We start from the raw sequence: 20,142 nt of genomic DNA, 5'->3' as shown, positions 1-20,142 counted from the left end.
ATGAAACGACATCTAGTGTTGGGCACTGTGGTTTTGCTGGGACTCGGCGGCTACGCCTCGGATCTGTTCGCCGATGATCAAGAGGCGCTGAAAGCCTTCGCCACGGTGCAGAAAGTCTTCCAGAGCCCGCGTTGCCAGAACTGCCACATACCCGGTGATTCACCGTTGCAGTTCGATGCTGGCGTTCCCCATGCGATGAACGTGGTGCGTGGCATGGACGGCAAGGGCGCCGCCGGTTTGCCCTGTGCCACCTGCCATGCGCAAAGCAATCCGCCGGCCAGTTACGGCCCGCATGCGCCTCCGGGCGCGCCGCACTGGAGCCTGCCACCGGCGGCGCACAAAATGGCCTGGATCGGCCTGCCGCCGGACAAGCTCTGCGCGATGATCAAGGATCGCTCCAGCAACGGCGACCGGGACTTCGCGGCGCTGATCAAGCACGTCAGTGAAGACAAGCTGGTGCTCTGGGGCTGGAACCCCGGGGCAGGGCGCGCACCCGTGCCGGTGCCGCATGACATCTTTGTGAGCCAGTTCAAGCTCTGGGCCGATGCGGGCGGGCCGTGTCCGGTGGCTGGCCTTTGAGGAGGTGAGCCCTCGGAATTCGCGCTACGCTTGAAAGCATTGTTGCCAACGGAGTGTGCTAATGCTGGTTCCTGGAAAACCTGCCAATGAAGCAACGCGAGTTGAGGCGCTGCACGGCCTCAATCTTCTCGATTCGGCGCCAGAAGAGCGTTTTGATCGTCTCACCCGCCTGGCCAAGCGCCTGTTCAATGTGCCGATTGCGCTGGTGACGCTGGTCGACAAGGATCGCCAGTGGTTCAAATCCTCTGTAGGGCTGGAGGCCAGCGAAACCTCGCGGGATCTATCGTTCTGCGGTCATGCGATTCTCAGCAATGACCTGCTGATGGTGCCCGATGCCCGCAACGACGTGCGCTTTCACGACAATCCGCTGGTCACCGGCGCGCCGAACATTCGCTTTTACGCCGGCTATCCGTTGACCGTGCCCGATGGCAACAAAATGGGCACGCTGTGCCTGATCGACACCAAGCCCCGTGAGCTCGACGATGAGGAGCGCGCGTTGTTGCGCGATCTGGCGCAAATGGCCGAGCAAGAACTGACCGCCGTGCAGATGGCGAGCATGGACGAGCTGACCTTGCTGTCCAACCGTCGCGGCTTCAAGCAGTTGGCCCAGCATGCCCTCGACGCCTGCGTGCGGCTGGAGCGGCCAGCGACGTTGCTGTTTTTCGACCTCAATGACTTCAAGCAGATCAACGATCTGTATGGCCATGCCGAAGGCGACAGTGCGCTGAAAACCTTCGCCGACGTGCTGCGGATTGCCTTTCGCGAAAGTGATGTGGTCGGACGTTTGGGCGGGGATGAGTTCGTCGCGTTACTGACGGGCTCCAGCCATGTTGAAACCACACGGATCATGACGCGGCTCAAGGAGATTCTCGAGGAGCGCAATGCCACGTTGCACCGCGGCTATGCGATTCGCTTCAGCGTCGGCCAGATCGAATTCGACGCCAAACGCCATGAGAGCGTGGATCGCCTGCTGGCCGATGCCGACAGTGCGATGTATGCGCACAAGCAGGCCCTGAAGCGCTGTTAGTTCGCGGCTCACCGTACAACCCTGTGGGAGCTGGCCTGCTGGCGAAAGCGTCAGCCCGAACAATACAAATCTATTTGGCAAACAACTGCCCGATGTCCTTGAACGCCTTGAATTCCAGCGCATTGCCGCACGGATCGAACAAGAACATCGTCGCTTGCTCACCCACCAGCCCCTGGAAGCGAATTCCCGGCTCAATCACGAATTGCGTGCCCAGCGATGTCAGGCGTTCGGCGAGTGCCTGCCATTGCTCCATTCCCAGCACCACGCCGAAATGCGGCACCGGCACGTCGTGGCCGTCCACGGCATTGGTATGCGCAGCCTCCTGCGAAGCGTTTTTCGGCGCCAGGTGAATCACCAGTTGGTGGCCGAAGAAATTGAAGTCCACCCAGTGCGCACTGGACCGACCTTCCTCCAGCCCGAACACGTCACGATAAAAGTGGCGGGCGGCGGCCAGGTCGTAGACCGGGATGGCCAGATGGAAAGGGCTGAGTGACATGTCGTTATTCTCGATCAGGTTGGGTGGGTCGAGTTTACTGCTGTGATTCTTGATTGAAAGACGATAGTTTTTGCGTCGAGCTCAAATTATTTCGATCAGTCGAGGCGTCTATGCTGCGTGAACTCAAGACCTTTCTCGCGGTGGCGCGCCATGGCACATTCGCCGCTGCCGGCATTCACATTGGCCTGACCCAATCGGCCGTCAGCGCGCAGATTCGCAATCTGGAGCAGGCGCTGGGCATTCAACTGTTCGACCGGACGGGCCGGCAGGCAATCCTTAATCCGGCGGGGCAGCGGGCGTTGCCGATGGCGCGGGAGATGCTGGAGATCTTCAACCGGATGGCGGTGGGCGAGGCGGCGGGGGAGTTTCGCGGAGCCCTGAAGATAGGCGCCGTGGCCACCGCACAAACCGGCTTGCTCCCTGGCGCGCTGTTGCGGTTGCGCCAGCAGGCGCCCGGACTGGAGCCGAAACTGGTGCCGGGGGTGTCGTTGAATCTGTTGAGTCAGGTTGATGCCGGTGAGGTGGACCTGGCGATCATGATCAAGCCGCCCTTCGAACTGCCCAAGGAGTTGTCGGCACAGGTGATTCGCCGCGAGCCGTTTGTGCTGATCGTGCCGCCGTCGCTTGAGGGTGATGATCCGCTTCGATTGCTCGCGCAGCAACCGCATGTGCGCTACGACCGCAACTCGTTCGGTGGCCGCCTGGTGACGCGCTTTTTGCGTGAGCAGCGCATTGAGGTCAGCGTGGTGCTGGAGATGGATGAGCTGGAAGCGATTGTGAAAATGGTCGAGTCGGGGCTCGGTGTTTCTTTGCTGCCAAAAGCGGGGCTGTGGCTGGACCACCCGCTCAAGGTCAGGATCATCGAGCTGGGCGAACTGACGTTCTATCGCGAGATGGTCTTGCTGCAGCGGTATAGCCAGCGCAATCAGCCGATTCAAAAGCTGTTCGCGCAGTGTCTGGAATCACCCCAATCTCCCACAGGGGACAGTGCTTCGGGCAATAAAAAACCCGCCTGAACAGGCGGGTTTTTTATTGGCTAAGCGAAGATCACTCTTCGATGTTGCCCATGGCGGTGGTGTTGAAGCCGCCGTCTACGTACATGATTTCACCGCTGATGCCCGAGGCCAGGTCGGAGCACAAGAAGGCGCCGGCGTTGCCGACTTCGTCGATGGTGACGTTGCGACGCAGCGGGGTTTGCGCTTCGTTGGCGGCCAGCATCTTGCGGAAGTTCTTGATACCCGAGGCTGCCAGGGTACGGATCGGGCCGGCCGATACGCAGTTGACGCGGGTGCCGTCCGGGCCCAGGGAGCCGGCCAGGTAACGCACGCCAGCTTCCAGCGAAGCCTTGGCCATGCCCATCACGTTGTAGTTCGGCATGGTGCGCTCGGCGCCCAGGTACGACAGGGTCAGCAGGCTGCCGTTGCGGCCTTTCATCATTTCGCGGCCGGCTTTGGCCAGGGCCACGAAGCTGTAGGCGCTGATGTCGTGCGCGATGCGGAAACCGTCACGGGTGGTGGCTTCGGTGAAGTCGCCGTCCAGTTGGTCGCCCGGGGCGAAACCAACGGAGTGGACGATGCAGTCCAGGCCGTCCCACTTCTTGCTCAGTGCTTCGAAAACCTTGGCGATTTCTTCATCGCTGGCCACGTCGCACGGGAAGCACAGCTCAGGGCTCGAACCCCAGCCCTGGGCGAATTCTTCAACACGACCTTTCAGTTTGTCGTTCTGATAAGTGAAGGCAAGCTCAGCGCCCTCGCGATGCATGGCGGCAGCGATGCCGGATGCGATGGACAGCTTGCTGGCGACACCGACGATCAGTACGCGCTTACCGGCGAGAAAACCCATGTGTTGCTCCTCTTTCAGGTTATTGCGCAGTGGCTGGTGCCAAAAAAGCGGCTTCCAGCAACTGCTGTGTATACGGATGTTGGGGAGCGGCAAAAATACTTTGCGCGTCTCCCTGTTCGACCACTTGGCCATGCTTGACCACCATCAACTGGTGGCTCAGCGCTTTGACGACAGCCAGGTCATGGCTGATGAACAAATACGTCAGGTTGTACCTGGCTTGCAGTGAACGCAACAGCTCCACCACTTGCCGCTGTACCGTCCGGTCGAGCGCCGAAGTCGGCTCGTCCAGCAGGATCAGCGCCGGTTTGAGCACCAAAGCCCGGGCAATGGCGATTCGTTGCCGTTGCCCACCGGAAAATTCGTGGGGGTAGCGGTGCCGGGTTTCCGGGTCCAGACCTACCTCCTTCAATGCAGCAATAATCGCCGCCTCTTGTTCTTCGGCGGTGCCCATCCTGTGAATCCGCAGGCCTTCGCCAACGATGTCACTGACACACATGCGCGGGCTCAGGCTGCCAAACGGGTCCTGAAACACCACCTGCATCTCCCGACGCAACGGGCGAACCTCGTTCTGCGTCAGGCAGTCTAGCTGCTTGCCTTCAAAGCGGATCGCGCCCTTGCTGCCGATCAGGCGCAAAATCGCCAGACCCAGCGTGGATTTGCCGGAACCGCTTTCCCCCACGATCCCCAGGGTCTGACCCTGAGGCAGGCTGAAGTTGATGCCGTCCACTGCCTTGACGTGATCCACCGTGCGCTTGAACAGGCCTTTCTTGATCGGGAACCAGACTTTCAGGTCCTCGACTTCCAGCAGCGGCGCGCCGACTTTATTGGGCGCCGGGCCCCCGCTGGGCTCCGCGCCGAGCAATTCCCGAGTGTACGGATGCTGCGGCGAACGGAACAGCTCTTCGCACGATGCCTGTTCGACGATGCAACCGCGCTGCATGACACATACGCGATGCGCAATTCTTCGCACCAGGTTCAAATCGTGACTGATCAGTAACAGCGACATGCCCAATCGGGCCTGAAGTTCCTTGAGCAAATCGAGGATTTTCAGCTGAACGGTCACGTCCAGCGCCGTGGTCGGTTCGTCGGCAATCAGCAGTTCCGGCTCGTTGGCCAACGCCATGGCGATCATCACGCGTTGGCGCTGGCCGCCGGACAATTCGTGGGGCAGGGCTTTGAGGCGCTTGTGCGGCTCGGGGATGCCGACCATCTCCAGCAGCTCCAGCGTGCGCCTGGTCGCGACTTTGCCGGTCAGGCCCTTGTGGATGCCGAGGACCTCGTTGATCTGCTTCTCGATGGAGTGCAGCGGGTTCAGCGAGGTCATCGGCTCCTGAAAGATCATCGCGATGCGGTTGCCGCGGATATGGCGGATGGTTTTTTCGCTCAGACCCAGCAGGTTTTGCCCGGCATAGTTGATGCTGCCGGCCGGATGGCGGGCCATCGGGTAGGGCAGCAGGCGCAGGATCGAATGCGCGGTCACCGATTTGCCCGAGCCGGATTCACCGACCAGCGCAAGGGTTTCGCCACGCTTGATGTCGAAACTCACGCCTTCGACGACCCGGTGCACGCGCTCGCCGACACCGAACTCGACGGCGAGGTCGCGTACTTCGATCAGATTGTCCTGATTCATTTCACTTCCTCGGGTCGAAGGCATCGCGAGCGGACTCGCCGATAAACACCAGCAAACTCAACATCAATGCGAGCACGGCAAAGGCGCTCATGCCCAGCCACGGCGCTTGCAGGTTGGATTTACCCTGCGCGACCAGTTCGCCCAGCGACGGACTGCCGGCCGGCAAGCCGAAACCGAGGAAGTCCAGCGCGGTGAGGGTGCCGATGGCGCCGGTGAGGATGAACGGCATGAAGGTCATGGTCGACACCATTGCGTTGGGCAGGATGTGGCGGAACATGATCGCGCCGTTCTGCATGCCCAGCGCCCGTGCGGCGCGCACGTATTCGAGGTTGCGGCCACGCAGGAACTCGGCGCGCACCACGTCGACCAGGCTCATCCACGAAAACAGCAGCATGATTCCCAGCAGCCACCAGAAATTCGGCTGGACGAAACTGGCGAGAATGATCAGCAGATACAGCACCGGCAACCCCGACCAGATTTCCAGAAAGCGCTGCCCGGCCAGGTCGACCCAGCCGCCATAGAAGCCCTGAAGGGCGCCGGCAATCACGCCGATGATCGAACTCAGCACAGTCAGCGTCAGTGCGAACAGCACCGAGATGCGGAAGCCGTAAATCACTCGCGCCAGCACATCGCGGCCCTGATCATCAGTGCCCAGCAGGTTGTCCGCTGAAGGTGGGGCCGGCGCGGGGACTTTCAGGTCGTAGTTGATGCTCTGGTAGCTGTACGGAATCGGCGCCCAAAGCACCCACGCATCCTTGGCCTTGAGCAATTCGCGGATGTACGGGCTCTTGTAGTTGGCTTCCAGCGGGAATTCGCCGCCGAAGGCGGTTTCCGGATAGCGCTTGATTGCCGGGAAATACCAATGGTTGTCGTAATGCACCACCAGCGGCTTGTCGTTGGCGATCAGCTCGGCGCCGAGGCTCAGCCCGAACAGAATCAGAAACAGCCACAGCGACCACCAGCCACGTTTGTTGGCCTTGAACAGTTCGAAGCGGCGGCGGTTGAGAGGGGACAGGTTCATCTCAATGCTCCCGGCTTTCGAAGTCGATGCGCGGATCGACCAGGGTGTAGGTGAGGTCGCCGATCAGTTTCACCACCAAACCGAGCAGAGTGAAGATGAACAGGGTGCCGAACACCACCGGGTAATCGCGGTTGATCGCCGCTTCGAAACTCATCAGACCGAGGCCGTCGAGGGAGAAGATCACCTCGACCAGCAACGAGCCGGTGAAGAAAATGCCGATGAACGCCGACGGGAATCCGGCAATCACCAGCAGCATGGCGTTGCGGAACACGTGACCGTAGAGCACGCGATGGCGCGTCAGACCCTTGGCCTTGGCGGTGACCACGTATTGCTTGTTGATCTCGTCGAGGAAGCTGTTTTTGGTCAGCAGGGTCATGGTCGCGAAGTTGCCGATCACCAGCGCCGTCACCGGCAGCGCGAGGTGCCAGAAGTAGTCGAGGACCTTGCCGCCCATGCTCAGTTCATCGAAGTTGTTCGAGGTCAAGCCCCTGAGCGGGAACCAGTCCAGATAGCTGCCGCCGGCAAACACCACGATCAGTAGAATCGCAAAAAGGAACGCCGGAATCGCGTAGCCGACGATGATCGCCGAACTGGTCCAGACATCGAAGTGGCTGCCGTGGCGCGTAGCCTTGGCGATCCCCAGCGGGATCGACACCAGATACATGATCAGCGTGCTCCACAGCCCGAGGGAGATCGACACTGGCATCTTCTCCTTGATCAGGTCGATGACCTTGGCGTCGCGGAAAAAACTGTCGCCGAAATCCAGCTGCGCGTAGTTCTTGACCATGATCCACAGACGTTCCGGGGCCGACTTGTCGAACCCGTACATGTGCTCGATTTCCTTGATCAGCGCCGGATCCAGGCCCTGCGCACCGCGATAGGACGAACCGGCCACCGACACCTCGGCACCGCCGCCAGCAATCCGGCTGGTGGCGCCTTCGAAGCCTTCGAGCTTGGCGATCATCTGTTCCACCGGGCCGCCGGGCGCGGCCTGGATGATCACGAAGTTGATCAGCAAAATGCCGAACAGCGTCGGGATGATCAGCAGCAGTCGCCGAAAAATGTACGCCAGCATCTGATTACTCCGTGCCCACAGGATCGGCCTGCAGTTTGGTTTCGACTTCCATGGCCGGTTTGGCGTCAGGCTTGACCCACCAGGTGTTGATGCCGATGTCGTATTTGGGTGAGACCTTCGGATGGCCGATGTGATTCCAGTACGCTACGCGCCAGGTCTTGATGTGCCAGTTGGGAATCACGTAATAGCCCCACTGCAGCACGCGATCCAGTGCCCGGGCGTGGGCCACCAGACTGTTGCGCGAGTCGGCGTTGATCAGGTTTTCCACCAGTTGATCGACAATCGGATCTTTGAGCCCCAGGGTGTTGCGGCTGCTTGGTTTATCGGCGGCGGCGCTCATCCAGTATTCGCGCTGTTCGTTGCCTGGCGAGTTGGACTGCGGGAAGCTGCCGACCATCATGTCGAAGTCCCGCGAACGCACGCGGTTGATGTACTGCGAAACGTCGACGCGGCGGATCACCAGATCAATGCCGAGGTCGCTGAGGTTGCGCTTGAACGGCAGCAAAATCCGTTCGAATTCGGTCTGCGCGAGGAGGAATTCGATAACCACCGGTTTGCCCGTGGCGTCGACCATTTTGTCGTCGACGATCTTCCAGCCGGCCTCTTGCAGCAGTTGATAGGCCTCACGCTGTTGGGTGCGGATCATGCCGCTGCCATCGGTCTTCGGATTGTCGAACGCTTCACTGAACACCTGCGCCGGCAACTTGCTGCGGAACGGCTCGAGGATCGCCCGCTGATCGGCATCGGGCAGGCCGGTGGCGGCCATTTCCGAATTCTCGAAATAGCTGCGGGTGCGGAAGTAAGCCCCGTTGAACAATTGTTTGTTGGTCCATTCGAAATCGAACAGCAGGCCGAGCGCCTGGCGCACGCGCACGTCCCGAAACACCGGGCGGCGCAGGTTGAAGATGAAGCCCTGCATGCCGGTCGGGTTGCTGTTGGCGATCTGTTCCTTGATCAAGCGGCCCTCGGTGACGGCCGGGATGTTGTAGGCGTTGGCCCAGTTTTTTGCGGTCATCTCCAGCCAGTAATCGAATTGTCCGGCTTTCAGTGCTTCGAGGGCGACGGTGTTGTCGCGGTAGTAATCGGTGGTCATCGTGTCGAAGTTGTAGAAGCCCCGGTTGACCGGCAGGTCCTTGCCCCAGTAATCCTTGACCCGTTCGTAACGCACCGAGCGGCCAGCCTTCACTTCGGCGACCTTGTACGGGCCGCTGCCGAGCGGAATTTCCAGGTTGCCCTTGTTGAAATCCCGATCAGCCCACCAGTGTTTCGGCAGCACCGGTAATTGGCCGAGGATCAGCGGCAACTCGCGGTTATTGCTGTGCTTGAACTTGAACAGCACTTTCAGCGGGTCTTCGGCGATCACCTCGGAAACGTCGCTGTAGTAGCCGCGAAACATCGGCGAGCCTTCTTTGGTCAGCTTGTTGAAGCTGAACACCACGTCGTCGGCGCGCACCGGATGACCGTCGTGGAAGCGCGCTTCGGGACGCAGGTAGAAACGCACCCAGCTGTTGTCCGGGGCCTTTTCGATTTTGCCGGCGATCAGGCCGTATTCGGTGAACGGCTCGTCGAGGCTGTGCCTGGTCAGGGTGTCGTAGATTTGCCCGATGTCATCGGCGGGCACGCCTTTGCTGATAAACGGGTTGAGACTGTCGAAGCTGCCGAATCCGGCCTGGCGGAAAACGCCGCCCTTGGGCGCGTCCGGGTTCACGTAATCGAAGTGTTTGAAATTGGCCGGGTATTTCGGCGGTTCGTTGTACAGGGTCACGGCATGTTGCGGGGCGGCACAGGCCAGCCCGGCGAACAGCAAGCCGCTGGCCTGGACGAGCAGGGCGCGAATAGGGTTCATCGATCTTTCTCCGAAGACTTCAGCCACCACGCGCTCAGGCCCAGGGTGTAGGGCGGCGTGGTGACGAAGGCCAACCGGTTGCGGTAGGCCAGACGGTGATAATTGAGGTACCAGTTGGGAATGCTGTAGTGCTGCCAGAGCAGCACGCGGTCGAGCGCCTTGCCGGCGGCGACCTGTTCGTCGCGGGTGCGTGCGGCGAGCAGTTGTTCAAGCATGTGATCGACCACCGGGTTGGCGATGCCCGCGTAATTCTTGCTGCCCTTGACCCCGATCTGACTGGAGTGGAAGTACTGCCATTGTTCCAGGCCCGGGCTGAGGGTCTGACCAAGCGTCATCGAGATCATGTCGAAATCGAATTGATCAAGGCGCTGTTTGTACTGGGCGCGATCAACGGTGCGCAGGCGTGCGTCGACGCCAATGCTGTTCAGGTTCACGATGTACGGCTGGTAAAGACGCTCCAGATTCGGATTGACCAGCAGCAATTCGAACCGCAGCGGTTGCCCGTCGGCGTTTTGCAGGCGCTGGCCGTGGAGTTTCCAGCCGGCCTCGGCGAGCAACGCCAGGGCTTTGCGCATGGTTTCGCGCGGAATGCCCCGACCGTCGGTTTTTGGCAGGGTGAACGGTTCGGTGAACAGCCTGGCCGGGAGCTGATCCTTGTACGGCTTGAGCATCAGCCATTCATGCCCGACCGGCAGACCCGTCGCGGCAAACTCGCTGTTGGGGTAGTAACTGGTCGTGCGCTGGTAGGCGTCGCTGAACAGCGCGCGGTTGGTCCACTCGAAGTCGAACATCAGACCGAGCGCTTCACGGGTCTTGACGTCGTTGAAGGTTGCGCGGCGGGTGTTCATGAACAGGCCCTGACTCTGAGTCGGAATCTGGTGCGGGATCTGTGCCTTGATCACCTCGCCACGGCGGATGGTCGGGAAGTTGTAGCCGTTGGCCCAGTTCTTCGCCTGATGCTCGATGTAGATGTCGAACTCGCCAGCCTTGAACGCTTCGAAGGCCACATCGCTGTCGCGGTAGAACTCGACTTCCATGCGATCAACGTTGTACTTGCCGCGATTGACTGCCAGGTCCTTGCCCCAGTAATCCTTGACCCGTTCGAAGATCAGTTGCCGACCCGGCGTCACCGAGGTAATGCGGTACGGGCCGCTGCCCAGTGGCGGTTCGAAGGTGGTGGCCTTGAAATCGCGGCCTTTCCAGTAATGCTGCGGCAGCACCGGCAGTTCACCGAGGCGCAGGATCAACAGCGGATTGCCCGAGCGTTTCAGCACAAAACGGATGCGCTGCTTGTTGAGAATATCGACCCGCAGCACTTCCTGCAGAGCGGTACGGTACAGCGGATGGCCTTCCTTGAGCAGCGTCCGATAGGAGAACGCCACGTCGTAGGCGGTGATCGGCGTGCCGTCGTGGAAACGCGCCTCGGGGCGCAGATTGAACACCACCCAGCTGCGATCTTCGCTGTACTCGACCGTTTGCGCGATCAGGCCATAGCTTGACGCCGGCTCATCACCGGACGGCGAATACTGGCCGGTGCCGACCATCAACGGCTCGTTCAGCTCGTTGATGCCGTACTGGAGGAAATTCGCTGTGGTGACCGGGCTGGTGCCCTTGAATGTGTACGGGTTGACCGTATCGAAGGTGCCGAACGCCATCACCCGCAACGTACCGCCCTTGGGCGCTTGCGGGTTGACCCAGTCGAAGTGGGTAAATCTGGCCGGGTACTTGAGCGTGCCGAACTGCGCATAACCGTGACTTTCGGTAATCGTCGCGCTTGCGGTTGAGCTCAAGGCCAGGCTGATCAGGAGCAGGAGGAGGGGACGCTTCAAGTCAGATCCGATCCAGGCGGCTTGGGCTTTGTGGGCCGTACAGTAACAGCTTGTCTGGACAGGAAAAAGATGCGGGTTGATGTGGGCTTGATCGCCTTCGATTGCATTGGCTTCTGCTGGGAGCGGGCTTGCTCGCGAATGCGATCTGTCAGCCGCCCTTCAAGGTGACTGATCCACCGCATTCGCGAGCAAGCCCGCTCCCACAGAAGCAAAAAGCCCCTGAATACTCAGGGGCTCGTCTGTCAGTGCGGCTGATAAACCGTGAGCATCTGCCCCGGCTTCAACGCTTTACCCGCACCCGGATTCCAGCGTTTGAGATGCTGCATTTCAACGTTGAATCGCTTGGCCACAACGTACAGCGTGTCGCCGCGCTTGACCTTGTATCGGGTCTGCTGCTGGCTGTCGTCCTTGCCTTTGCTCTTGCTGTTGGCGGCAATCACCGTGTTGACCCGGCCGGACTTGCGCGTCGGACTGCGCTTGGTCTTGTCCTGCATGACCAGAGTCTGGCCGATCTTGAGGTTGTTGCCGGTCAGCTTGTTCCAGCGTCGCAGATCCTTCACCGCGACCTTGTTGGCCTTGGCGATGGAGCCGAGGTTGTCGCCACGCTTGACCCGATAGGCGCGCTTGAGTTGTGCGACCTCGGCTGGATCAGCGCCCTCAAACACCGGTTTCAGCGAACGCGGGCTGATCAACTCGTCAGGGCGCATGGTCTGCAGGCTGGCGGTGAGCAACTGCGCCTTCGAAGTTGGCACCAGCAAATGCTGAGGGCCGTCGATGGTGGTGCGTTGCTTGAAGGCCGGATTGAGCTGGAACAGTTCATCTTCGTCGATGTTGGCAACTGCCGCGACCTTGGACAGGTCCATGCGCTGGTTGATTTCGACGACCTGGAAGTACGGCTCGTTGGCAATCGGGTTGAGATTGACCCCGTAGGCTTCCGGTGCCAGCACCACTTGCGACAGGGCCAGCAACTTCGGCACGTAGGCCTGGGTTTCCGCCGGCAGCGGAAGGTTCCAGTAATCGGTGGGCAGGCCAAGCTTCTCATTGCGTTCGATGGCGCGGCTGACTGTGCCTTCACCGGCGTTGTAAGCCGCGAGGGCGAGCAACCAGTCACCGTTGAACATGTCGTGCAGGCGAGTCAGGTAATCCATGGCAGCGGTGGTCGACGCGGTAATGTCGCGACGGCCATCGTAGAAGCGGGTCTGACGCAAGTTGAAGTAACGCCCGGTGGACGGAATGAACTGCCACAGACCTACTGCATTGGCCCGGGAATAGGCCATCGGGTTGTAGGCGCTTTCAATCACCGGCAGCAGGGCCAGTTCCAGCGGCATGTTGCGTTCTTCGAGGCGCTCGACGATGTAATGAATGTAGAGACTGCCGCGTTCGCCGGCATTCTCGAGAAAAGAGGGATTGCTGGCGAACCACAGGCGCTGTTGCTCGATGCGCGGGTTCACGCCGAGGCCTTCCTGCAACTGGAAGCCCTGACGCATGCGTTCCCAGATGTCCTGGGGCACTTGCGGGCTGGGCTTCTCGGTCAGCCAGATCGGCTTCTGCTTGGCTCGCGCAGCAATGTTCGGCGTATGGGTCGCTTCAGTCTGCGGAGCATGGCTGGAGCAGCCCGCCAGCGTGGCGGACACAGCCACCGCGATGGCTTGCGCCAGGCGGGTCAATGCGTCTGAATTGACGGACTTACGTATGGATGACGACATTGGCTGGAAGTAAGTTCCGGGCAAAAATGTCGGGCGATTCTAGAAAGCGCACCCCCTGCGGTCAACCATTCAGAATTTTTGTACCAAGCGACGGGGTACTTAGAACTTATCTTTCCAAGCCCGCAGCACTGCAAATACCTCACTCGGCGCCCGGTTTTGAGCGCCTGCCCGTTCGTCCACTTTTTGTGTAACCAATGTTTCAGCGGTGCGCAAAAACGGGTTTGTCAGCTTTTCCAGCGCAAGGGTCGAGGGCAGCGTCATGACGCCGTGTTGCCGTTGCTGGCTGACTTTTTCCAGACGGGCGGCGATGTTCGGGTTGCCCGGTTCGACGGCAGCGGCAAACTTGAGATTGCTCAGGGTATATTCATGGGTGCAATAGACCAGCGTATCTTCAGGTAACGCGGCGAGACGGCTGAGCGAGTGGTACATCTGTTCCGGCGTGCCTTCGAACAGGCGCCCGCAACCGGCAGCGAACAGGGTGTCGCCGCAGAACAGCAACCCGTGGTGGTAATAGGCAATGTGTCCGAGCGTGTGACCGGGCACCGCATAGACGGCGAAGTCCCAGCCGAGCACGTTGATGCTGTCGTTGTCCTTGAGCGCGACGTCCCGCGCCGGAATGTTTTCGCTGGCCGGGCCGTAGACTTTCGCACCGGTCGCCGTTTTCAGGCGCTCGACACCGCCGACGTGGTCATGGTGGTGATGGGTGATCAGAATGTCGCTCAACACCCAGCCCTCATGGGCGTCGAGCCAGGCCTGCACCGGTGCGGCATCGCCCGGATCGACCACGGCGCAGCGTTGCGTGCGGTGGTCCTGTAACAACCAGATGTAGTTATCGGTGAACGCGGGCAGGGCACTGATCTGTATCATCGTCGGAATTCGCCAAGCGGGAAACATTGGCGCATCTTAGAGGTTCCTGGCGCGATGGAGAATGACATGACCGATAAAGCGTTCGCTCAGGCCGATCCCGACTGGCTGGCATTGACCGGCGCCGCCCGTGAATGGTTGTCCGGCCCGCTCGGGCAATTTCTGCTGGATGAAGAGCGGCGCATGCTTGAAGACGAGCTGGGCCGGTTCTTTGGTGGCTATCTGGTGCATTACGGTCCGTCGGCCGAAACTCCGCCGTCAGCGCCGCAGGTTCAGCGCAACGTGCGTCTGGGCGCGCCGTTGCCCGGGGTCGAGATCGTCTGCGAGGAGCAGGCCTGGCCGCTGAGCGAGCATGCCGCCGATGTGGTGGTGATGCAGCATGGTCTGGATTTCTGCCTGTCGCCCCATGGCTTGCTGCGTGAAGCGGCGAGCAGCGTCAGGCCGGGCGGACACCTGCTGATCATCGGCATCAACCCGTGGAGCACCTGGGGCCTGCGTCATGTGTTCGCCCACGACGCCTTGCGCCAGGCACGTTGCATCTCGCCTTCGCGGGTCGCCGACTGGCTCAACCTGCTCGGCTTTGCGCTGGAGAAACGCCGCTTCGGGTGCTATCGTCCGCCGCTCGCGTCGCCCAAGTGGCAGGGCCGGCTGGCCGGCTGGGAACGCAAGGCCGGTGACTGGCAACTGGCGGGTGGCGGCTTCTATTTATTGGTCGCGCGCAAGATCGTGGTCGGGCTCAGGCCATTGCGCCAGGAACGCCGCGAGCCCATGGGCAAGCTGATTCCGCTGCCGATGGCCAAGGTCAATCGCCGCCGCATCGAACCGTAAACCTTCTTTTTATCTGTGGCCGGACTCGCTCCGGCCTCGGCCATTGTCGATCCGTGATCGATGAGGCCACTATTTATTCTGGATTGAGTGGCATGAGCGAAAGCGTCGATAGCGTAGAACTGTTCACTGACGGCGCCTGCAAGGGCAACCCCGGCCCCGGCGGCTGGGGCGCGTTGCTGGTGTGCAAGGGTGTCGAAAAGGAACTGTGGGGCGGCGAAGCCAACACCACCAACAACCGTATGGAACTGCTCGGCGCCATTCGCGGCCTCGAAGCCTTGAAGCGTCCGTGCGAAGTGCTGCTGGTGACCGACTCGCAGTACGTGATGAAGGGCATCAACGAGTGGATGGCCAACTGGAAGAAGCGCGGCTGGAAAACCGCAGCGAAAGAACCGGTGAAAAACGCTGACTTGTGGAAAGAGCTGGACGAACAGGTCAATCGCCACAAAGTTACCTGGAAATGGGTGCGCGGGCACATTGGTCATCACGGTAACGAGCGGGCTGACCAGTTGGCTAACCGGGGTGTTGATGAAGTGCGCGGTTGCAAACAGAGCTGATTTCCCCGATAAACCGTGGTGTCTTCAATCGCCAGCAGGGCTGGCTCCCACAGGGGATTTGTGAAAGCCACAGATCCAGTGTGGGAGCTAGCCCTGCTGGCGATTGAGGCGACACGGTCTGACTGAAACACCCCGCCGAGCGTGCTAACATCCGCATTTTTTGCAAGAACGACCCGTTGAGAGCTGAGCACTGATGGCCACCAGATCCGTTGTACTCGATACCGAAACTACCGGCATGCCGGTGACCGATGGTCACCGGATCATTGAAATCGGCTGTGTCGAACTGATTGGTCGGCGCCTGACGGGCCGGCACTTTCACGTCTACCTGCAACCGGATCGCGAGAGTGACGAAGGCGCCATTGGCGTTCACGGCATCACCAACGAATTCCTCGTGGGCAAGCCGCGTTTCAACGAAGTGGCCGATGAGTTCTTCGAGTTCATCAAGGGCGCACAGCTGATCATCCACAACGCGGCGTTCGACGTTGGCTTCATCAACAACGAATTCGCCTTGATGGGCCAGCATGATCGCGCTGACATCACCCGGCATTGCTCGATCCTCGACACCCTGATGATGGCCCGGGAGCGTCACCCGGGTCAGCGCAACAGCCTCGATGCCTTGTGCAAGCGATACGGCGTCGACAACTCCGGCCGCGAACTGCACGGCGCGTTGCTCGACTCGGAGATTCTCGCCGACGTCTACCTGACCATGACTGGCGGCCAGACCAGCCTGTCGCTGGCGGGCAATGCCTCCGACGGTAATGGCACGGGCGAGGGTGCGGACAATTCCGCCACGGAAATTCGTCGTCTGCCGGCTGATCGTCAGCCCGCGCGAATCATTCGTGCCACTGAAGAAGAACTGGCGGCGCATCTGGCGCGTCTGGAAATCATCGCCAAGTCGGCGGGCGCCCCGGCAATGTGGACGCAGATTGCCGAGGCTGACGCCCAGGCCTGAGGATCTTTTGCGTCTGGCGGTGTGAAGCCAACTGGCCACCCTCGCCACATTCGCTGCAACCCTCTACCCTGAGTGCATTGGCGGACTCAATGCCGCCGCCTCAGGACACTGAGCCCCATGTACAAAGATTTGAAGTTTCCGGTATTGATCGTCCATCGCGACATCAAGTCCGACACGGTCGCCGGTGACCGCATTCGTGGCATCGCCCGGGAGTTGGAGCAGGAAGGCTTCAGTATCGTTTCGGCCACCGATTACACCGAAGGGCGGTTGGTGGCATCGACCCATCATGGCCTGGCGTGCATGCTGATCGCCGCCGAAGACGCCAGCACGAACTCGCATCTGTTGCAGAACATGGCCGAACTGATCGGTCTGGCCCGGGTGCGCGCCCCGGATCTGCCGATCTTTGCCTTGGGCGAACAAGTCACCCTGGAAAATGCTCCCGCCGATGCCATGGCCGAGCTCAATCAATTGCGCGGCATTCTGTACCTGTTCGAAGACACCGTGCCGTTCCTTGCTCGCCAGATCGCGCGGGCGGCGCGCAAGTATCTGGACGGTTTGCTGCCACCGTTTTTCAAGGCGCTGGTGCAGCACACGGCGGATTCCAACTATTCCTGGCACACCCCCGGTCATGGCGGCGGCGTCGCCTATCACAAAAGCCCGGTGGGGCAGGCGTTCCATCAGTTTTTTGGCGAAAACACCTTGCGTTCGGACTTGTCCGTCTCGGTACCGGAACTCGGGTCGCTGCTCGATCACACCGGGCCACTGGCTGAAGCGGAAGCGCGCGCGGCGCGCAATTTCGGCGCTGATCACACCTTTTTCGTGATCAATGGCACCTCGACCGCCAACAAGATTGTCTGGCACTCGATGGTCGGGCGCGATGATCTGGTGCTGGTTGATCGCAACTGCCACAAGTCGGTGTTGCACGCGATCATCATGACCGGCGCGATTCCGCTTTACCTGTGCCCGGAGCGTAATGAACTGGGGATCATCGGACCGATTCCGCTGAGCGAATTCAGCCGCGAATCGATTCAGACCAAGATCGACGCCAGCCCGCTGACCAAGGGCCGTGCGCCGAAAGTCAAACTGGCGGTGGTCACCAACTCGACCTACGATGGCCTCTGTTACAACGCCGAATTGATCAAGCAAAGCCTCGGCAACAGCGTTGAAGTCCTGCATTTCGACGAAGCCTGGTACGCCTATGCGGCGTTTCACGAATTCTTTGCCGGACGTTACGGCATGGCCACCTCGCGCAGCGCTGACAGCCCGTTGGTGTTCACCACCCATTCCACTCACAAGCTGCTGGCGGCGTTCAGTCAGGCGTCGATGATTCATGTGCAGGACGGCGGCGCACGCCAGCTGGATCGGGACCGTTTCAACGAAGCGTTCATGATGCATATCTCGACGTCGCCGCAGTACAGCATCATTGCTTCGCTGGACGTGGCGTCGGCGATGATGGAAGGTCCGGCCGGGCGTTCGCTGTTACAGGAAACCTTTGATGAGGCGCTGAGCTTTCGCCGGGCGCTGGCCAATCTGCGTCAGCATATTGCCGCCGATGACTGGTGGTTCTCGATCTGGCAGCCGCCGGGCGTCGAGGGCATTGATCGCGTACAGACCGAAGACTGGTTGCTGCAACCGGATGCCGACTGGCATGGTTTTGGCGACGTCAGCGACGACTACGTGCTGCTCGATCCGATCAAGGTCACGCTGGTCATGCCCGGGCTGAATGCCGGCGGTGCGTTGAGCGAGAAGGGCATCCCGGCGGCGGTGGTCAGCAAGTTTCTCTGGGAGCGCGGGCTGGTGGTGGAGAAGACCGGGCTGTATTCATTCCTGGTGTTGTTCTCGATGGGAATCACCAAAGGCAAGTGGAGCACGCTGCTCACCGAGTTGCTGGAATTCAAGCGCAGCTACGACGCCAATGTGCGCCTCGACACGTGCCTGCCGTGCGTGGCGCAACAAGACGCTGTGCGTTATCGCGGTATGGGCCTGCGCGACTTGTGCGACCAATTGCACGCCTGCTATCGCAGCAATGCCACGGCCAGACACCTTAAACGCATGTACACCGTGCTCCCGGAAATTGCCATGAAACCCGCCCACGCCTACGATCATCTGGTGCGCGGCGAAGTCGAGGCGGTGCCGATTGATGAGCTGGAGGGACGGATTGCGGCGGTGATGCTGGTGCCGTACCCGCCCGGCATTCCGCTGATCATGCCCGGCGAACGGTTCACCGAATCGACCCGCTCGATCATCGATTACCTGAAATTTGCTCGCACGTTCGATAGCAGCTTTCCCGGTTTTGTCGCGGATGTGCATGGATTGCAGCACGAAGATGAAGGCAGTGGACGGCAGTACACCGTCGATTGCGTCAAGGAATGAGGACTTTTCCCAGTATGCAACCGGTCATGAATCCGAAATATCCAGGGCTCTCGGTGCGGGTCGCCGATGAAGGCTTTGCGCCTTATATCTGGGGCAGCGACTTCAGCTTCGAGGTCGCTGCCTATGGCGCTGCGGTGATCGGCAAACCGGTCGAGCAATGGCCGGTGACGCCCATCGTGCCTTACCGCAAGTGCTACGGCATCGACCCCGAAGAGTTCAGCGCCTTTCACAATGCGCCTGACAGCGCGATCTTCATGGCCTATCTCGACGATGAGCCCGTGGGGCATCTGGTGATCAGCACCAACTGGAACGGTTTTGCCCACATTGATGAACTGGCGGTGCACGCCCCGGCGCGTCGCCATGGCGTGGCCAAGGCGTTGCTGGACGTCGCGCAGTTCTGGAGTCGGAAAAAGAAGCTGCCGGGCATCATGCTCGAAACCCAGAACAACAACCTCGGTGCCTGTCGGCTCTATGAGCGGTGTGGCTATGTGATTGGCGGTATCGACCAGTTGCGCTATCGCGGCATTGATCCGAACACCGCCGAAGTGGCGTTGTTCTGGTATCGATTGTTCGATAACCCGCTGGAAAAACCACTCAACTCGACAGCATCGCCTCGGCTTGTTCCGTGATGATGCCAAGCAAGGTCTGAATCGCCGGAGCGCTCGGTGCATGCCGATAGGTCAGCGCGTAAAGGCTGATCGGCACGGCCGGAGACAACGGGCAGACATCGAGGCCGGCGGTCCGGGCACCGAGGGCGGTGAACGGATCGACAATCGCCAGCCCTTCGCCGGCCTCGACCATGCTGCGCATCATCTGATGGGTTTGCACGCGGGTCTGGATGCTCGGTGCCGGGCGCAAGGCCTGGAGCTTGTGCTCCAGCGCCACGCTCAACGGGTCCTGACCTTCGAGGCCGACCATCGCCTGGCCGGCCAGATCCTGCACGGACAGGTATTTCTGCTTCGGTTGCAGCCAGCCATGGGGCGCGAGCAGTTGCAGCTTGCCCTGGGCCAGTGGCCGGCAATCAATGTCGGGATGTTCGGGATCGTGCAGACTCAGGCCCAGATCGCTTTCGCGCAACAACAGGCTGCGGACGATATCGCGGGTCGGCGTGCTGAGCAGGCTGCACGGTGCATCGGGCAGGCGTCGACGCAGGGCGGCCAGGCTTTGTGGCAGTAATTGTTGCGCCAGCGGCGGGGTGCTGATGATGCGCAGGGGCGGGGCGAGGTATTGCTTGAGGCTGCTGGCCAGGCGCTGCACCGGCTCCAGCGCTTCATAAACATGCGCGATTTCGACCTGCAATGCCCGCGCTTCGGGCGTCGATTGCAGGCGCCCGCGAACGCTGGCGAACAGCATGAACCCCAACTGACTCTCGGCTTCGCGCAAACGCTCTTCGACCTCGGTTACGGGCAATTGCAACCATTCGGCGGCGGTGCCCAGGTGACCGGTCTGCAAGAGCGCCTGAATCACTTCGATATGACGTAAACGCATGCGTGAAGTCCATGTTCAGCAGGTGGGGTCAG

General features: G+C 60.7%; 18 protein-coding genes. 8 read left to right on the top strand and 10 right to left on the bottom strand.

The window, feature by feature from the left end; all coding sequences use genetic code 11:
- Nucleotides 1-579: a hypothetical protein gene (locus AACY19_RS01095; RefSeq protein ID WP_339447100.1), complete on the top strand. Its 579-nt coding sequence runs from the start codon at nt 1-3 to the stop codon at nt 577-579.
- Between the two features lie 61 nt (nt 580-640).
- Nucleotides 641-1,606 (top strand): sensor domain-containing diguanylate cyclase, encoded by a 966-nt coding sequence (locus AACY19_RS01090; protein ID WP_339447098.1) that lies wholly within the window; start codon nt 641-643, stop codon nt 1,604-1,606.
- Nucleotides 1,607-1,676: 70 nt separating this feature from the next.
- Here AACY19_RS01090 and AACY19_RS01085 read toward each other — a convergent pair whose 3' ends face one another.
- Complete coding sequence (locus AACY19_RS01085; protein WP_339447096.1) at nt 1,677-2,102, bottom strand: VOC family protein; 426 nt, start codon at nt 2,100-2,102, stop codon at nt 1,677-1,679.
- A 110-nt stretch (nt 2,103-2,212) separates the two neighbouring features.
- Between AACY19_RS01085 and AACY19_RS01080 the strand changes: the two genes are divergently transcribed.
- Nucleotides 2,213-3,118 carry a LysR family transcriptional regulator gene (locus tag AACY19_RS01080; RefSeq protein ID WP_339447095.1) on the top strand — a complete coding sequence of 302 codons (906 nt, stop codon included), beginning with the start codon at nt 2,213-2,215 and terminating at the stop codon, nt 3,116-3,118.
- 31 nt (nt 3,119-3,149) lie between these two features.
- Here the strand turns inward: AACY19_RS01080 and fabI are convergent, their stop codons facing one another.
- From fabI to gloB, 8 genes are all read right to left on the bottom strand, one after another.
- Complete coding sequence (fabI, locus tag AACY19_RS01075; protein WP_007910591.1) at nt 3,150-3,944, bottom strand: enoyl-ACP reductase FabI; 795 nt, start codon at nt 3,942-3,944, stop codon at nt 3,150-3,152.
- Between the two features lie 19 nt (nt 3,945-3,963).
- Nucleotides 3,964-5,574 (bottom strand): ABC transporter ATP-binding protein, encoded by a 1,611-nt coding sequence (locus AACY19_RS01070; protein WP_339447094.1) that lies wholly within the window; start codon nt 5,572-5,574, stop codon nt 3,964-3,966.
- A gap of 1 nt (nt 5,575) precedes the next feature.
- Nucleotides 5,576-6,595, bottom strand: coding sequence for an ABC transporter permease (locus tag AACY19_RS01065; RefSeq protein ID WP_339447092.1), 1,020 nt, complete (start codon nt 6,593-6,595; stop codon nt 5,576-5,578).
- Between the two features lies 1 nt (nt 6,596).
- Nucleotides 6,597-7,670, bottom strand: a complete 1,074-nt coding sequence (locus tag AACY19_RS01060; RefSeq protein ID WP_339447090.1) for a microcin C ABC transporter permease YejB — start codon at nt 7,668-7,670, stop codon at nt 6,597-6,599.
- Nucleotides 7,671-7,674: 4 nt separating this feature from the next.
- Nucleotides 7,675-9,516, bottom strand: a complete 1,842-nt coding sequence (locus tag AACY19_RS01055) for an extracellular solute-binding protein (RefSeq protein ID WP_339447088.1) — start codon at nt 9,514-9,516, stop codon at nt 7,675-7,677.
- The gene (locus AACY19_RS01050) at nt 9,513-11,345 is read right to left on the bottom strand and encodes an extracellular solute-binding protein (protein ID WP_339447086.1); all 1,833 of its coding nucleotides are present in this window, start codon (nt 11,343-11,345) and stop codon (nt 9,513-9,515) included. Before AACY19_RS01050 ends, AACY19_RS01055 begins: the two co-directional genes overlap by 4 nt.
- A gap of 242 nt (nt 11,346-11,587) precedes the next feature.
- The gene (locus AACY19_RS01045) at nt 11,588-13,051 is read right to left on the bottom strand and encodes a transglycosylase SLT domain-containing protein (RefSeq protein WP_339447085.1); all 1,464 of its coding nucleotides are present in this window, start codon (nt 13,049-13,051) and stop codon (nt 11,588-11,590) included.
- A 99-nt stretch (nt 13,052-13,150) separates the two neighbouring features.
- On the bottom strand, nt 13,151-13,918 hold the full coding sequence (gene gloB, locus AACY19_RS01040; RefSeq protein WP_339447084.1) for a hydroxyacylglutathione hydrolase: 768 nt from the start codon (nt 13,916-13,918) through the stop codon (nt 13,151-13,153).
- A 66-nt stretch (nt 13,919-13,984) separates the two neighbouring features.
- Between gloB and AACY19_RS01035 the strand changes: the two genes are divergently transcribed.
- The 5 genes from AACY19_RS01035 to AACY19_RS01015 all read left to right on the top strand — a co-directional run bounded on the left by AACY19_RS01035 (nt 13,985) and on the right by AACY19_RS01015 (nt 19,251).
- Nucleotides 13,985-14,743, top strand: a complete 759-nt coding sequence (locus AACY19_RS01035) for a class I SAM-dependent methyltransferase (RefSeq protein WP_339447083.1) — start codon at nt 13,985-13,987, stop codon at nt 14,741-14,743.
- A 92-nt stretch (nt 14,744-14,835) separates the two neighbouring features.
- Nucleotides 14,836-15,297 (top strand): ribonuclease HI, encoded by a 462-nt coding sequence (gene rnhA / locus AACY19_RS01030; RefSeq protein ID WP_339447082.1) that lies wholly within the window; start codon nt 14,836-14,838, stop codon nt 15,295-15,297.
- Between the two features lie 193 nt (nt 15,298-15,490).
- Nucleotides 15,491-16,249 (top strand): DNA polymerase III subunit epsilon, encoded by a 759-nt coding sequence (gene dnaQ / locus AACY19_RS01025; protein ID WP_339447081.1) that lies wholly within the window; start codon nt 15,491-15,493, stop codon nt 16,247-16,249.
- Nucleotides 16,250-16,366: 117 nt separating this feature from the next.
- Nucleotides 16,367-18,622, top strand: a complete 2,256-nt coding sequence (locus AACY19_RS01020; RefSeq protein WP_339447080.1) for an Orn/Lys/Arg decarboxylase N-terminal domain-containing protein — start codon at nt 16,367-16,369, stop codon at nt 18,620-18,622.
- A 14-nt stretch (nt 18,623-18,636) separates the two neighbouring features.
- On the top strand, nt 18,637-19,251 hold the full coding sequence (locus AACY19_RS01015) for a GNAT family N-acetyltransferase (protein WP_339447078.1): 615 nt from the start codon (nt 18,637-18,639) through the stop codon (nt 19,249-19,251).
- On the opposite strand, the gene AACY19_RS01010 is transcribed toward AACY19_RS01015, so the two are convergent.
- Nucleotides 19,217-20,110 carry a LysR substrate-binding domain-containing protein gene (locus tag AACY19_RS01010; RefSeq protein ID WP_339447076.1) on the bottom strand — a complete coding sequence of 298 codons (894 nt, stop codon included), beginning with the start codon at nt 20,108-20,110 and terminating at the stop codon, nt 19,217-19,219. The genes AACY19_RS01015 and AACY19_RS01010 overlap by 35 nt on opposite strands.
- Nucleotides 20,111-20,142 lie beyond the last annotated feature (32 nt).

It is taken from the genome of Pseudomonas sp. EA_5y_Pfl2_R50, assembly GCF_963970475.1.
In the GTDB taxonomy this organism is placed as follows: Bacteria; Pseudomonadota; Gammaproteobacteria; order Pseudomonadales; family Pseudomonadaceae; genus Aquipseudomonas.
Note: the sequence above shows the minus strand (reverse complement) of the source record. Positions and strands in the feature narration are given on the sequence as shown.